Origin of the sequence: Streptomyces sp. NBC_00878 (assembly GCF_026341515.1) — a bacterium.
In the GTDB taxonomy this organism is placed as follows: domain Bacteria; phylum Actinomycetota; class Actinomycetes; order Streptomycetales; family Streptomycetaceae; genus Streptomyces.
Genome location: NZ_JAPEOK010000001.1, coordinates 2,881,625 through 2,894,962, shown reverse-complemented (window position 1 = coordinate 2,894,962; position 13,338 = coordinate 2,881,625). Strand labels below are relative to the sequence as shown.

General features: G+C 72.1%; 13 protein-coding genes. 10 read left to right on the top strand and 3 right to left on the bottom strand.

Annotated elements, in window-relative coordinates; genetic code table 11:
- Window positions 1-67: 67 nt before the first annotated feature.
- From OHA11_RS11855 to OHA11_RS11830, 6 genes are all read left to right on the top strand, one after another.
- Window positions 68-1,762: a proline--tRNA ligase gene (locus tag OHA11_RS11855; RefSeq protein WP_266495074.1), complete on the top strand. Its 1,695-nt coding sequence runs from the start codon at window positions 68-70 to the stop codon at window positions 1,760-1,762.
- A 144-nt stretch (window positions 1,763-1,906) separates the two neighbouring features.
- Window positions 1,907-2,245 carry a hypothetical protein gene (locus OHA11_RS11850; RefSeq protein WP_266495072.1) on the top strand — a complete coding sequence of 113 codons (339 nt, stop codon included), beginning with the start codon at window positions 1,907-1,909 and terminating at the stop codon, window positions 2,243-2,245.
- A complete protein-coding gene (locus OHA11_RS11845) occupies window positions 2,242-3,438 on the top strand; it encodes an FAD:protein FMN transferase (protein ID WP_266495070.1) in 1,197 nt (398 codons plus the stop codon). Before OHA11_RS11850 ends, OHA11_RS11845 begins: the two co-directional genes overlap by 4 nt.
- Entirely contained in the window at window positions 3,435-4,016 is a 582-nt protein-coding gene (locus OHA11_RS11840) for a ferric reductase-like transmembrane domain-containing protein (protein ID WP_266495068.1), read from the top strand. The genes OHA11_RS11845 and OHA11_RS11840 overlap by 4 nt, the downstream gene beginning before the upstream one ends.
- Window positions 4,013-5,257 (top strand): NADH-ubiquinone oxidoreductase-F iron-sulfur binding region domain-containing protein, encoded by a 1,245-nt coding sequence (locus OHA11_RS11835; protein ID WP_266495065.1) that lies wholly within the window; start codon window positions 4,013-4,015, stop codon window positions 5,255-5,257. Before OHA11_RS11840 ends, OHA11_RS11835 begins: the two co-directional genes overlap by 4 nt.
- Before the next feature lie 5 nt (window positions 5,258-5,262).
- Window positions 5,263-5,472 carry a ferredoxin gene (locus OHA11_RS11830; protein ID WP_266495063.1) on the top strand — a complete coding sequence of 70 codons (210 nt, stop codon included), beginning with the start codon at window positions 5,263-5,265 and terminating at the stop codon, window positions 5,470-5,472.
- Window positions 5,473-5,484: 12 nt separating this feature from the next.
- Here OHA11_RS11830 and OHA11_RS11825 read toward each other — a convergent pair whose 3' ends face one another.
- The 3 genes from OHA11_RS11825 to OHA11_RS11815 form a co-directional block, all read right to left on the bottom strand.
- A complete protein-coding gene (locus tag OHA11_RS11825) occupies window positions 5,485-6,378 on the bottom strand; it encodes an aminoglycoside phosphotransferase family protein (RefSeq protein WP_266495060.1) in 894 nt (297 codons plus the stop codon).
- Between the two features lie 117 nt (window positions 6,379-6,495).
- Window positions 6,496-6,993: a ferritin-like domain-containing protein gene (locus OHA11_RS11820; protein WP_266495057.1), complete on the bottom strand. Its 498-nt coding sequence runs from the start codon at window positions 6,991-6,993 to the stop codon at window positions 6,496-6,498.
- Window positions 6,990-7,586 carry a hypothetical protein gene (locus OHA11_RS11815; RefSeq protein ID WP_266495055.1) on the bottom strand — a complete coding sequence of 199 codons (597 nt, stop codon included), beginning with the start codon at window positions 7,584-7,586 and terminating at the stop codon, window positions 6,990-6,992. The genes OHA11_RS11820 and OHA11_RS11815 overlap by 4 nt, the downstream gene beginning before the upstream one ends.
- A gap of 206 nt (window positions 7,587-7,792) precedes the next feature.
- Between OHA11_RS11815 and rimP the strand changes: the two genes are divergently transcribed.
- From rimP to infB, 4 genes are all read left to right on the top strand, one after another.
- The gene (rimP, locus tag OHA11_RS11810) at window positions 7,793-8,311 is read left to right on the top strand and encodes a ribosome maturation factor RimP (RefSeq protein WP_266495052.1); all 519 of its coding nucleotides are present in this window, start codon (window positions 7,793-7,795) and stop codon (window positions 8,309-8,311) included.
- A gap of 2 nt (window positions 8,312-8,313) precedes the next feature.
- Window positions 8,314-9,309, top strand: a complete 996-nt coding sequence (gene nusA / locus OHA11_RS11805; RefSeq protein WP_266495049.1) for a transcription termination factor NusA — start codon at window positions 8,314-8,316, stop codon at window positions 9,307-9,309.
- Window positions 9,310-9,478: 169 nt separating this feature from the next.
- Entirely contained in the window at window positions 9,479-9,760 is a 282-nt protein-coding gene (locus tag OHA11_RS11800; protein WP_266495047.1) for a YlxR family protein, read from the top strand.
- A gap of 162 nt (window positions 9,761-9,922) precedes the next feature.
- Window positions 9,923-13,084 (top strand): translation initiation factor IF-2, encoded by a 3,162-nt coding sequence (infB, locus tag OHA11_RS11795; protein ID WP_266495045.1) that lies wholly within the window; start codon window positions 9,923-9,925, stop codon window positions 13,082-13,084.
- Window positions 13,085-13,338: the final 254 nt, after the last annotated feature.

Sequence of the window (13,338 nt, the reverse complement as noted above, 5' to 3'; positions counted from 1 at the left end):
TTCCGGCGACGGCGGGCCCCCGGCTAACCTCCTAGCCATCACCCTTACGCAGCAGGAGTCGAGAATCATGGCCCAGGTCCAGCGCATGTCCCGTTTGATGGTCAAGACACTGCGTGACGACCCGGCGGACGCCGAGGTGCTCAGCCACAAGCTGCTGGTGCGCGCAGGCTATGTGCGCCGTACCGCCGCCGGTCTGTGGTCCTGGCTGCCGCTGGGCAAGAAGGTCCTGAACAACGTGGAGCGGGTCGTCCGCGAGGAGATGGACGCCATCGGCGCCCAGGAGGTCGCGCTGCCCGCCCTGCTGCCGAAGGAGCCCTACGAGGCGACCGGCCGCTGGGAGGAGTACGGCCCCGAGCTGTTCCGCCTGAACGACCGCAAGGGCGGCGACTACCTCCTCGGCCCGACCCACGAGGAGATCTTCACCCTCCTGGTCAAGGACCAGTGCTCGTCCTACAAGGACCTGCCGGTGATCCTCTACCAGATCCAGAACAAGTACCGCGACGAGGCCCGCCCGCGCGCCGGCATCCTGCGCGGCCGTGAGTTCCTGATGAAGGACTCGTACTCCTTCGACACGGAGGACGAGGGCCTGGCCAAGTCGTACGCCCTGCACCGCGAGGCGTACCAGAAGATCTTCACGCGTCTCGGCCTGGACTACCGCATCTGCGCGGCCACCGCGGGCGCCATGGGCGGCTCCAAGTCCGAGGAGTTCCTTGCCCCGGCCGCGGCCGGCGAGGACACCTTCGCCGACTGTCCGAACTGCGACTACGCGGCCAACACCGAGGCGATCACGTACGCGCTGAAGCCGGTGGACGGGTCGGCCGTCCCCGCGCTCGAAGAGATCCCGACCCCCGACACCCCGACCATCGAGACGCTCGCCGCGTACTTGGAGGTCCCCGCCTCCGCCACCCTGAAGAACCTGCTCGTCAAGGTGGACGGCGAGATCGTGGCCATCGGCGTGCCCGGCGACCGCGAGGTCGACATGGACAAGGTGGAGGCGCACTTCGCCCCCGCCGCCGTCGAACTCGTCACGGCCGAGGACTTCTCGGGCCGCGACGACCTCGTACGCGGGTACGTCGGCCCGCAGGGCCTGGAGAAGGTCCGTTACCTCGCCGACCCGCGCGTCGCCCCCGGCACCGCCTGGATCACCGGCGCCAACAAGGAGGGCCTGCACGCGAAGAACGTCGTCGCGGGCCGTGACTTCGAGGTCGACACGTATGTGGACGCGGTGGTCGTGCAGGAGGGCGACCCCTGCCCCGTCTGCGGCACCGGCCTCACGCTGGACCGCGCCATCGAGATCGGCCACATCTTCCAGCTCGGCCGCAAGTACGCCGACGCCCTCCAACTGGACGTGCTCGGCCAGCAGGGCAAGCCGGTCCGCGTGACGATGGGCTCGTACGGCATCGGTGTCTCGCGTGCGGTCGCGGCGCTCGCCGAGCAGCACGCGGACGAGCAGGGCCTGGTCTGGCCCGCCGAGATCGCCCCGGCCGACGTCCACGTCGTCGCCGCGGGCAAGGCGCTGCAGACCGAACTGGCCCTCGACGTCTCGGAGAAGCTGGGCGCGGCGGGCGTCCGTGTGCTCGTGGACGACCGGGCGGGTGTCTCGCCGGGCGTGAAGTTCACGGACGCCGAACTCATCGGCGTACCGAAGATCCTGGTGGCCGGGCGACGTTCGGCCGAAGGCGTCCTGGAACTGAAGGACCGCCGCACCGGCGAGCGCGAGGAGCTGACGGTGGACGAGGCGATCGCCCGCCTGAGCAACTGACGTTTGGCCCCGAGCGGCTGACCCCCGCGCTGTTAAGAAGCCTCTCAGAGACTTCTTTCCGGGCGTATGGGCACCGCACAGGTTTCTCCCAGGCTGCTCCCCGACCGTAGGACGTGACACAGCGTCATTCGAAGGGGAGCAGTCATGCGAGGCACGGAACGCGGTGCCGCGGCAGCGGTTCGCAGAGGCGCACGGCGTACGGCGGCCGCGGCAGCGGCGGTGACACTGGCGGCAGCGGCAGGTGTCTTCGCGCTCATAGGCACGATGGAGTCGACGGCTACGACGACGGCGAGCGGAAGCACGGACTCGTCGTCGTCATCGACGACGTCTTCGTCGCCGACCGACTCGTCTTCATCCTCGTCGTCGGACTCTTCGGCGACGGACTCCTCCAGCGACTCGTCCTCGTCCCTGCAGGGCTCGTCCGACGACCTGACCTCCTCCGACGACAGCGGCACCGCCGACTCCACTTCGGGTGCGTCATGACGACCACCACCGACACGGTCGTCGACACCACCGTCCGCCCCACGGCCGCCGCGAACTGGCGTGCCCTCGGTACGAACGTCCGGCTCGTCACGACGGACCCGGCCCTGCTGGACTCGTGCAGCCTGCTGCTCGTCCGGCAGCTGGCCGAGGTCGACGCGGCGTGCAGCAGGTTCCGCGAGGACTCCGAGCTGGTCGCGCTCGACAGCGCCGAAGGGCGACCGGTCAAGGTCAGCCCGTTGCTCGCGGAGGCGCTGGCGGTCGCGCTGCGTGCCGCCGCCGCGACGGACGGAGCCGTCGACCCGACAGTCGGCTCGGCGATGAACGCCATCGGCTACGACCGCGATTTCCGGCTCGTCCAGGAGGACGGGCGCCCGGTGAAGCTGACCGTGCGCCCCGTCCCGGGCTGGCGCCTGATACGCCTGGACCGCGCGACCGGCACGGTCACCGTCCCGGCCGGGGTCCGCCTCGACCTGGGCGCCACCGCCAAGGCATGGGCGGCGGACAGGGCCGCGGCGACGCTCGCGCGGGCGGCGGGCTGCGGAGTCCTGGTCAGCCTCGGCGGCGACACGGCCGTCGCGGGCGAACCCCCGGCCGGCGGCTGGCGGATCCGCGTCCAGGACGTCACTGGCCCGGTCGACGAGACGCCCCCGCAGGGCCCGTACACGACGGTCGGCCTGCGCGGCGGCGGGCTCGCCACGTCGGGCACGACGGCCCGCACCTGGCGCTCGGGCCCGCACACCCTCCACCACATCCTCGACCCGAACACGGGCCTCCCGACCGAGAGTCCCTGGCGCACGGTCTCCGTCTCCGCGGCCACCTGCGCCGACGCCAACGCGGCCAGCACGGCGGCCCTGATCAAGGGCGCGGGCGCGGAACGCTGGCTGTCCGCCCTGGGCCTCCCGGCCCGACTGGTGGCAAGGGACGGCACGGTGGTGACGACGGCGGGCTGGCCGACGTATTCAGCCCGTCCGGCGCTTGAGGACGAGGCCGTTCAGGCCGAAGGGGGGTCTGGGGGCGCAGCCCCCAGGGTCGGGACGGGAAGGGGCGGCGGGGGCGGAGAAACCCCCGCGGCACCCACCACCGAGCCGATCACCGAGCCGATCACCGAGCCGATCACCGAGCCGATCACCGAGCCGGCCACGGAGCCGGCCACGGAGCCGGCCACGGAGCCGGCCACGGAGCCCGCCCCATGACCGACGCCTCCATCCTCTGGTACGCCAACCGCGCCACCGGCGCCGTCTGCCTGGTCCTCTTCACCGTCGTGGTCCTCCTGGGCATCGCCGTACGCCTGAGAACCCGCCTCCCCGGCCTCCCCCGCTTCGGCACGGTCTCCCTCCACCGCACCCTCTCCCTCTCCGCGACCGCCTTCCTGGCCATCCACATCGCCACCGCGGTCGTCGACGGCTACGTCGACATCACCGCCCTCGACGTCCTCGTCCCGTTCGCCTCCGACTACCAGCCCCTCTGGCTGGGCCTCGGCACGGTCGCCCTGGACCTGATGCTCGCCGTCCTGCTCACCAGCCTCTTCCGCACGAGACTCGGCCACCGCACCTGGCGAGCCGTCCACTGGCTGGCCTACGCGTCCTGGCCGGTGGCCCTGGTCCACGGCATCGGCATCGGCACGGACACCGGCACCGACTGGATGCTCTGGCTGACCGTCACCTGCGTCGCAGCGGTCCTCGCCGCCTTCACGATCCGCGTCACCCAGGCCGTACGAGCCGCCCACCGCACCCCCGCCACCCTCCTCACCGCCGAAGGGGCGCGACCATGACCAGCAGCACGTTCACGGACATCCTCATGGCCCCACGCCTCCTCGCCCCCGGCGGCGCCCCCGCCGACCGCGCCACGCACGAGACCCGCTACGGCCCCCTCGCCCACGGCGACCCGGCGGCCCTCCTGCGCACCCTCGCGGAGTCCGGCCTCACTGGCCGGGGCGGCGCCGCCTTCCCCACGTACCGCAAGTTCGTCTCGGTCGTCGACGCGGCCCGCCGCACCGGCCGCGCCCCCGTCGTCGTAGCGAACGGCGCCGAGGGCGAACCGGCGAGCGCCAAGGACAAGACCCTGCTGAGCCACTCGCCCCATCTGGTCCTGGACGGGCTGCGGTTGGCGGCGCACGCGACCGGAGCGGGGGCGGCGTACCTCGCCGCGGAGGACGGGGCCACACACCTCGAAACGGCCGTGGCCACACGCCTCGAAACGGCCGTGGCCGAGCGCGACGACCCCATCCCCGTACGCGTCGTCCGCGTACCCAAACGCTTCCTGTCCGGCCAGTCCTCCGCCCTCGCCCAGCACCTCTCCGGCCACGCCGCCCTGCCCCGCCACCAGGACCCTCCGGTACGTGAACAGGGCGTCCGCCGGGCGCCCACCCTCGTCCAGAACGTCGAGACGCTCGCGCACCTCGCACTGATCGCCCGCTACGGAGCCGACTGGTTCCGCTCGGCCGGCACACCGTCGGAACCGGGCAGCACCCTGTGCACGGTGCACGTGCCCGGCCGCGAGGTCCGGGTCGTGGAGGCCCCCTTCGGCATGCCCCTGCACCGCCTGCTCCCGCTGGAGGGCACCGCCGCGATTCTGCTGGGCGGCTACCACGGCACCTGGCTCCCGGTCGCCGAAGCGGCTCAACTCCGCCTGTCCGCCGCGAACTTGGGCGCGGGCGTCCTCGCCGCTCTCCCCACCGACCGCTGTGGCCTCGCCGAAACCGCCCGCGTCCTGCGCTACTTGGCCCTGGAATCGGCCGGTCAGTGCGGTCCCTGCCTCAACGGCCTGCCGCGTATCGCCGCGGCCTTCCGCACCCTGGCCGTCCCCGGTCCCCAGGGCACCGCCCGCGACGACGTCGCCCGCTGGGCCGGACTCGTCGAGGGCCGTGGCGCCTGCCACCACCCCGACGGCACGGTCCGACTGGTCCGCAGCGCCCTGACCACCTTCGCCGCCGAACTCGACGTCCACGCCCGGGGCTTGTGCACCGCGACCGACCGCACCCCCTTGCTGCCCGTCCCCGACCACAGGAGCTGACAGACATGGACCAGCCGCCCCAGCACCTCGACATCGACTGGACGTCCTGCCAGGCCCACGGCCTCTGCGCCGAACTCCTCCCCGACCACATCACCCTCGACGAATGGGGCTACCCCCTCGTCGACGCGGCCCCGCTCCCCGCCCGAACCCTGAAACGGGCCCGCAGAGCGGCGGCGGACTGCCCGGTCCTGGCCCTCAGACTCGCGGCGGCCTGAGTACCGTCGCCCCTACAGCCAGCTCGCGAACTCCAGCAACAGCTCGGCGTCCCGCGGCCGGCTCACCCGCCGAGCCCGTACGCCCGACTCCACGGCCCGGAACAGGGTCCAGCCGCGCAGCCGCTCCTGGTCCAGGTCCAGGGACTCCGCGAGGCGCTTCACCCGACGGCGGGTGGCGGCGGCACCGGAGGTGGAGGCGATCAGGTCCTCTACGCGGTCGCGGACCAGCCGGGCCAGGTCGAAGGCGCACTCGCCGACGACGGGATCGGGCCCCACGGCCAGCCAGGGTCCCCGCTCGCCGGCCAGGACCTTGCTCTGCCGGAACGTGCCGTGCAGCAGGCGTGCCTCGGGCGCCGAGGCCAGCAGTTCCTCGCGTACCGCCAGGGCCGCGTCGACCAGCGGTGCCGCCTCCTTGTCGGCGCCCGCCCGCATCGCCCCGGCCTGCCGTCCGGTCCGCTCGGCCACTGTCTCGAAGACCGGGCCGGCCGGTGGCTCGACCCACAGGCGGCGCAGTGTCCCCGCCGCCTCCAGCATCGACTTTGCCTCGGGCAGCGAACGCACCGACACATCGGGATGCAGCCGCTCAAGCAACAGGACGCCCTCGGCGCCGGCCGGCTCCAGGAGCCGTACCGCACCCAGGCCGTCCCAGTGGGCGAGCGCGGCCCGCTCGCTCTCCGGGCGGGCTCGGCGCGGCGCGAGCTTCAGGACGGCGGGGGTGCCGTCCGGCAGTCGCACCAGGACCACCAGACTGCTGCGCCCACCGGGCACCTGAACGCGCTCCACGGTCAACTCGCGTAGATTGACGGCCTGTTGAGCCGCCTGAGGCAGCTTCTCCAGCCAGTCGTCACCGCTTGGTGCCGCCTCGCCGAGCGCCTTGACGAGACGCCGCGGCGGTTCGAAAGCCATGCGTGAGTCGCTTCCTTCCTGAGCCCGACCTGTGCCCGACCTGTGCCCGATACGACGCCCCTGCGTCGGTGACGACGACGTTCCAGTTCCCGCTCCCGCTACGACTTCCCGTTCCCGCTACGACGTCGGTGCCGCCGACGCGGTCGACGGGGCCGACCGCTCGGCGAGCCCAGGGAAGGCTACGCTCTCGCCCCGCCAGCGCACCGCCCGGACCGCCGCTTCCCGCAGAGCGTCCGCCGCGGCACGCCGCCGCTCGCCCTCAGTGGCCCTGACCAGGTCGGAGTAGACCCCGGCCACCCGGTCCTCCAGTTCGGCGGCGAGCCGCACGGCCGACTCGGGGTCGGTCACCGGGAACGGCAGCGCGTACGCGGCCGCCGACGGCCCGGGCTTCCCGCGCAGATCGCGCACGGCCCGCGTCAGCGCGTCCCGCCGGGCCCGGTGCGCGTCGTACGCCGCCCGCGCCTCGCTCCGCCGGGCCTCGCCGATGTTCCCGCCCACGACCCCGTAGCCGTACACGGCGGCATGCTCGGCCCCGAGCGCGGCCTGCACGGCCGTCAGCTCCGCCGACACCTTTTCGGCCTCCCCGGCCTCGCCCGCCTTTCCGGAACCGCTCACTTCTCGCCCTCCGTCAGCAGAAACACGTGCACCGCACCGGACGCCGCCACCGAGGCGAACAGCCGCGCCAGCTCTCCCGGCACGTCGAGAATCGCCTTCGCGCGCCGGTCCACCAGCGCCCGCTCGGCCGCGACGAGCTCGGCGAGAGCGGCCTTCTCCGTGAGCGGTGTGCCGGTGGACGGGGCAGACGAAGGCGCCACGGAAGCGCCCAAGGACGCCGACGCCGATGCAGTCCCAGTCCCAGTCGCTGTCGCCGACGCAGAGGGCGACGCGGTCGCTGTCGCCGACGTCCGCTTCCCGCCCCCGAACGCCTCCACGTGCCGTACGACCTCCGCCCGCAGCGGTGACAGACGCCCCGCCAGCGCGGGATGTGCGGCGAGCACGGCCTCGTACCGCTCCGCGAGCCGCTCGCTGTCGCGGGCCGCACGCGCGCGTGCCCGCTCGGCGGCGGACGTGCTCCCCTTGGTGGTCTCGGCGGAGGAGTCGGAGGAGGAGCAGCCCGCGAGCAGCGCGGTGCCGGCGCCGGCGGCCCCGGCGAGCAGGCTCCTTCGGCGCGGCCCCGAGGGGATGCGCGACGGCAGGGTGAACGGCACGGCAGACGTCCTCGGAGGGCTCGTACGAACGGAAGGGCGGCAGGCCCGTGATCACGGTACCCGCGTACCCCGCCCGGACTCACCAGCGGCGCCGGGCCCGTCGTCGGGCGCGCCACGGTGGACGGCAACACCCCTTGGGACCGGATACCCTTTGACCTGACACGCGACCTACCCACAACAGCACACGCGGCCGAGGAGTCACCCGGATGAGCACCACCCAGAGCGAGAGGCTTCGAGAGCTCCTGGAACCGCTCGTCAGCTCCCAGGGACTCGATCTCGAGGAGATCGAAGTGGACTCGGTCGGCCGGAAGCGTGTGCTGCGGGTCGTCGTCGACTCCGACGAAGGAGCCGATCTGGACGCGATCGCCGATGTGAGCCGCGCGCTCTCGGCGAAGCTCGACGAGACCGACGCGATGGGCCAGGGCGAGTACACCCTCGAAGTGGGAACCCCCGGTGCCGAGCGCGAACTCAAGGAACACCGTCACTACGTACGCGCCACGGACCGCCTGGTGAGATTCCAGCTGACGAGCGGCGACGAACTGGTCGCCCGGATCCTGACGGTGGACGAGGACGGGATCGACCTGGAGGTGCCCGGCGTCAAGGGACGCAAGGCCACCGCCCGCAGGCTCGTCTTCGAGGACATCGCCAAGGCGCGCGTCCAGGTCGAGTTCAACCGCAAGGCCAACGAGAACGACACAGACATGAAGGAAGAGGAGGAGGCGTAGCCGTGGACATCGACATGAGTGCCCTGCGGGGCTTGGTACGGGAGAAGGAGATCTCCTTCGACCTGCTGGTCGAGGCGATCGAGGCGGCCCTCCTCATCGCCTATCACCGCACCGAGGGAAGCCGCCGCCACGCGCGCGTCAAGCTCGACCGGGAGACCGGCCATGTGACCGTGTGGGCGAAGGAGGACCCCGAGGACCTGGAGGAGGGGCAGGAGGCGCGCGAGTTCGACGACACCCCGTCCGACTTCGGCCGGATCGCCGCCACCACTGCCAAGCAGGTCATCCTGCAGCGCCTGCGGGACGCGGAGGACGACGCGACGCTCGGCGAGTACGCGGGCCGCGACGGCGACATCGTCACCGGCGTCGTCCAGCAGGGCCGCGACCCGAAGAACGTGCTCGTCGACATCGGCAAGCTGGAGGCCATCCTGCCGGTGCAGGAGCAGGTCCCCGGTGAGTCGTACCAGCACGGCGTGCGGCTGCGGTCGTACGTCGTACGGGTAGCGAAGGGCGTCCGCGGTCCCTCCGTGACCCTCTCCCGTACGCATCCCGGTCTGGTGAAGAAGCTCTTCGCGCTCGAGGTGCCGGAGATCGCCGACGGGTCCGTCGAGATCGCCGCGATCGCCCGCGAGGCCGGTCACCGCACGAAGATCGCCGTCCGGTCCACCCGGTCGGGGCTGAACGCCAAGGGCGCCTGTATCGGTCCCATGGGCGGTCGCGTGCGCAACGTGATGGCCGAGCTGAACGGCGAGAAGATCGACATCGTCGACTGGTCGGACGACCCGGCCGAGATGGTGGCGAACGCGCTGTCCCCGGCCCGGGTCTCCAAGGTCGAGGTCGTCGACCTCGCGGCCCGCTCCGCGCGGGTGACGGTCCCCGACTACCAGCTGTCCCTGGCGATCGGCAAGGAAGGGCAGAACGCCCGGCTCGCCGCCCGCCTGACCGGCTGGCGCATCGACATCCGCCCGGACACCGAGCAGCCCGCCGAGACGCAGGACTGAACGGCACCGGGGACGGATCGCAGCGGGATCGAGCCGAAACATGGCCTGGTCCGGGGCGTCAAGGGCATGATCGGGAATAGATCACGCCGTGTGACGCTTGGATTACGACAACAACCGTTCGGTTCTTGCCCCAAAGGGGTGAGGTCGGTGCGGGGAGGTAGACTTAAGAGTGTCTGGCCGGACGCATGCCCGCGCATGCCCTGAGCGCACCTGCGTGGGGTGCCGGGAGCGAGCGGCCAAGATCGATCTGCTGCGCACCGTGGCGACCGAGGGCGAATGCGTCCCCGATCCTCGCGGTACGCTGCCCGGCCGGGGTGCGTATGTACACCCCGCCCTGGTCTGTCTCGACCTGGCGGTCCGCCGCCGGGCGTTCACGAGGGCGCTGCGTGCCCCGGGTCCGCTCGAAACAAAGGCGTTGCGCCTGTACGTCGAGCAGACAGACAGTTGCTGAGCAGGCAACACCGTAAAACGTGTCGCACGGAACCCCGTGCGGCCCTGGTACCCCGCGAGTTGGAAGTAGGTCGAGATTGCGATGAGCACTCGATGAGCACGCGATGAGTACGCCCATGAAGTAGCGACGGTCCGGACGCAACCCGGACCTAAAAGGAGCGAAGTGGCTAAGGTCCGGGTATACGAACTCGCCAAGGAGTTCGGGGTGGAGAGCAAGGTCGTCATGGCCAAGCTCCAAGAACTCGGTGAATTTGTCCGTTCGGCGTCCTCGACGATCGAGGCGCCCGTAGTACGCAAGCTGACCGATGCCCTGCAGCAGGGCAACGGCGGCGGCAAGCCCGCCCCGCGCAAGGCCGCGCCGGCCAGGCCGGCCGCGCCCTCTCCGGCGCAGGCCGCACGTCCGGCCGCCCCGCGTCCGCCGGCCCCGAAGCCGGCCGCCGCGGAGAAGCCCGTGTCCCCGGTCGCTCCGGCCTCCGGCCCGCGCCCGACGCCGGGTCCCAAGCCCCCCGCGCCGAAGCCCGCTCCGGCGTCTCCGGCTCCGGTCGCGCCCGAGTTCACGGCACCCCCGGCGGCTCCCGCGGCTCCGGCCGCAGGTCCCCGTCCGAGCGGTGCCCGTCCCGGCGCCCCGAAGCCCGGTGCCCGTCCGGCCGGTCCCGCACAGGGCGGTCAGGGTGGTCCGGGTCAGGGCCGTGGCGAGCGCGGTGACCGTGGCGACCGTCAGGGCGCCCCGCGTCCCGGCGGCCAGGGCACGCGTCCCGGTGGTCGTCCCGCCGGTCCCCGTCCGGGCAACAACCCGTTCACCTCCGGCGGCTCCACCGGCATGGCGCGCCCGCAGGCGCCCCGTCCGGGCGGCGCACGTCCCGGCCCCGGCGGACCCGGTGGCCCCGCTGCCCCGGGCGGCTCGCGTCCCCAGGGCGCCGGTCAGGACCGTGGTCCCCGTCCGCAGGGCGGTCCCGGTGGCGCTCCGCGTCCCGGTGGCGGCCCCGGTGGCAACCGTCCGTCTCCGGGCGGCATGCCCCGTCCGCAGGGTGGTCCCGGTGGCGCTCCGCGTCCCGGTGGCGGCCCCGGTGGCAACCGTCCGAACCCCGGCATGATGCCGCAGCGTCCCGCTGCCGGTAGCCCGCGTCCCGGTGGCGGTGGCCCCGGCGGCCGTGGTCCCGGCGGTGGCGGCGGTGGCCGTCCCGGTGGCGGTGGCGGCGGCGGTCGTCCCGGTGGCGGCGGCGGTTTCGCCGGTCGTCCCGGCGGTCCCGGTGGCGGTGGCGGCGGTTTCGCCGGTCGTCCGGGTGGACCTGGTGGCGGCGGTGGCGGTTTCGCCGGTCGTCCGGGCGGTCCCGGCGGTGGCGGCGGCGGTCGTCCCGGCTTCGGTGGTCGTCCCGGTGGTCCGGGTGGCCGTGGTGGCACGCAGGGCGCCTTCGGCCGTCCCGGCGGTCCCGCGCGTCGTGGCCGCAAGTCGAAGCGGCAGAGGCGCCAGGAGTACGAGGCCATGCAGGCCCCGTCGGTCGGCGGCGTCATGCTGCCTCGCGGCAACGGACAGTCCGTCCGCCTGTCGCGCGGTGCGTCCCTCACCGACTTCGCGGAGAAGATCAACGCCAATCCGGCGTCGCTCGTCGCCGTGATGATGAACCTCGGCGAGATGGTCACTGCCACGCAGTCCGTCTCCGACGAGACGCTGAAGCTCCTCGCGGACGAGATGAACTACATCCTCGAGATCGTCAGCCCCGAGGAGGAGGACCGCGAGCTGCTCGAGTCCTTCGACATCGAGTTCGGCGAGGACGAGGGTGGCGAGGAGTTCCTCGTCGCGCGTCCGCCGGTCGTGACCGTCATGGGTCACGTCGACCACGGTAAGACCCGCCTCCTCGACACCATCCGCAAGACGAACGTCGTCGCGGGCGAGGCCGGCGGAATCACGCAGCACATCGGTGCGTACCAGGTCACGACCCAGGTCAACGACGAAGAGCGCAAGATCACCTTCATCGACACCCCGGGTCACGAGGCGTTCACCGCCATGCGTGCCCGTGGTGCGAAGTCGACCGACATCGCGATCCTCGTGGTGGCGGCCAACGACGGTGTGATGCCCCAGACGATCGAGGCGCTGAACCACGCCAAGGCGGCCGACGTGCCGATCGTGGTCGCGGTCAACAAGATCGACGTCGAGGGCGCGGACCCGACCAAGGTGCGCGGTCAGCTCACCGAGTTCGGTCTGGTGGCCGAGGAGTACGGCGGCGACACGATGTTCGTCGACATCTCCGCCAAGCAGGGCCTCAACATCGAGAGCCTGCTGGAGGCCGTGGTCCTCACCGCGGACGCCTCGCTCGACCTGCGGGCCAACCCGGAGCAGGACGCGCAGGGCATCGCGATCGAGTCCCACCTGGACCGTGGCCGCGGCGCCGTCGCGACCGTCCTGGTCCAGCGAGGCACCCTGCGGGTCGGCGACACCATGGTGGTCGGCGACGCGTACGGCCGTGTCCGCGCGATGCTCGACGACAAGGGCGAGAACGTGGAAGAGGCGGGTCCCTCGACCCCGGTCCTCGTCCTCGGTCTCACCAACGTCCCGGGCGCCGGCGACAACTTCCTGGTTGTCGACGAGGACCGCACAGCCCGTCAGATCGCCGAGAAGCGGGCGGCGCGCGAGCGCAACGCCAACTTCGCCCGGCGTGGCGTCCGGTTCTCCCTGGAGAACCTGGACGAGGCCCTCAAGGCCGGTCTGGTGCAGGAACTCAACCTCATCATCAAGGGCGACGCGTCCGGTTCGGTGGAGGCTCTCGAGTCCTCGCTGCTCCAGCTCGACGTCGGCGAAGAGGTCGACATCCGCGTCCTGCACCGCGGCGTGGGTGCGGTCACCGAGTCGGACATCGACCTGGCGACCGGCTCCGACGCGATCGTCATCGGCTTCAACGTCCGCGCTGCGGGCCGCGCGGCGCAGATGGCGGAGCGCGAGGGCGTCGACGTCCGCTACTACTCGGTGATCTACCAGGCCATCGAGGAGATCGAAGCGGCCCTCAAGGGCATGCTCAAGCCGGAGTACGAAGAGGTCGAGCTCGGTACGGCGGAGATCCGCGAGGTCTTCCGCTCGTCCAAGCTGGGCAACATCGCCGGTGTGCTGGTCCGCTCCGGCGAGGTCAAGCGCAACACCAAGGCGCGGTTGCTGCGCGATGGCAAGGTCATCGCGGAGAACCTCACCATCTCCGGTCTGCGCCGCTTCAAGGACGACGTCACCGAGATCCGCGAAGGCTTCGAGGGCGGTATCAACCTCGGAAACTTCAACGACATCAAGATCGACGACGTCATCGCGACGTACGAGATGCGCGAGAAGCCGCGGTCGTAGTGCCCGCGGCGGGCTTGAACCGTGTGGGGTTGGCCGACGAGGACATGTCCTTGTCGGTCGGCCCCCGCGGGGTTTTTCGCCCCCGCCGCCCCTTCCCTCCCCCACTCTCGGCTTCGCTCGAGCGGGGGGACCCCCACCGTCCCTGCCTCGGGGGCCAGCCCCCGAACCCCCGCTCCTCAAACGCCGGAGGCGCTGAGTTTCAGCGGGGGTCTGGGGGCGGAGCCCCCAAGTACGGGACGGGTAGGGGCGGCGGG

Coding starts and splice junctions, on each gene's coding strand:
- OHA11_RS11855 (WP_266495074.1), top strand. CDS start 68: ATGGCCCAGGTCCAGCGCATGTCCCGTTTGATGGTCAAGACACTGCGT.
- OHA11_RS11850 (WP_266495072.1), top strand. CDS start 1,907: ATGCGAGGCACGGAACGCGGTGCCGCGGCAGCGGTTCGCAGAGGCGCA.
- OHA11_RS11845 (WP_266495070.1), top strand. CDS start 2,242: ATGACGACCACCACCGACACGGTCGTCGACACCACCGTCCGCCCCACG.
- OHA11_RS11840 (WP_266495068.1), top strand. CDS start 3,435: ATGACCGACGCCTCCATCCTCTGGTACGCCAACCGCGCCACCGGCGCC.
- OHA11_RS11835 (WP_266495065.1), top strand. CDS start 4,013: ATGACCAGCAGCACGTTCACGGACATCCTCATGGCCCCACGCCTCCTC.
- OHA11_RS11830 (WP_266495063.1), top strand. CDS start 5,263: ATGGACCAGCCGCCCCAGCACCTCGACATCGACTGGACGTCCTGCCAG.
- OHA11_RS11825 (WP_266495060.1), bottom strand. CDS start 6,378: ATGGCTTTCGAACCGCCGCGGCGTCTCGTCAAGGCGCTCGGCGAGGCG.
- rimP (WP_266495052.1), top strand. CDS start 7,793: ATGAGCACCACCCAGAGCGAGAGGCTTCGAGAGCTCCTGGAACCGCTC.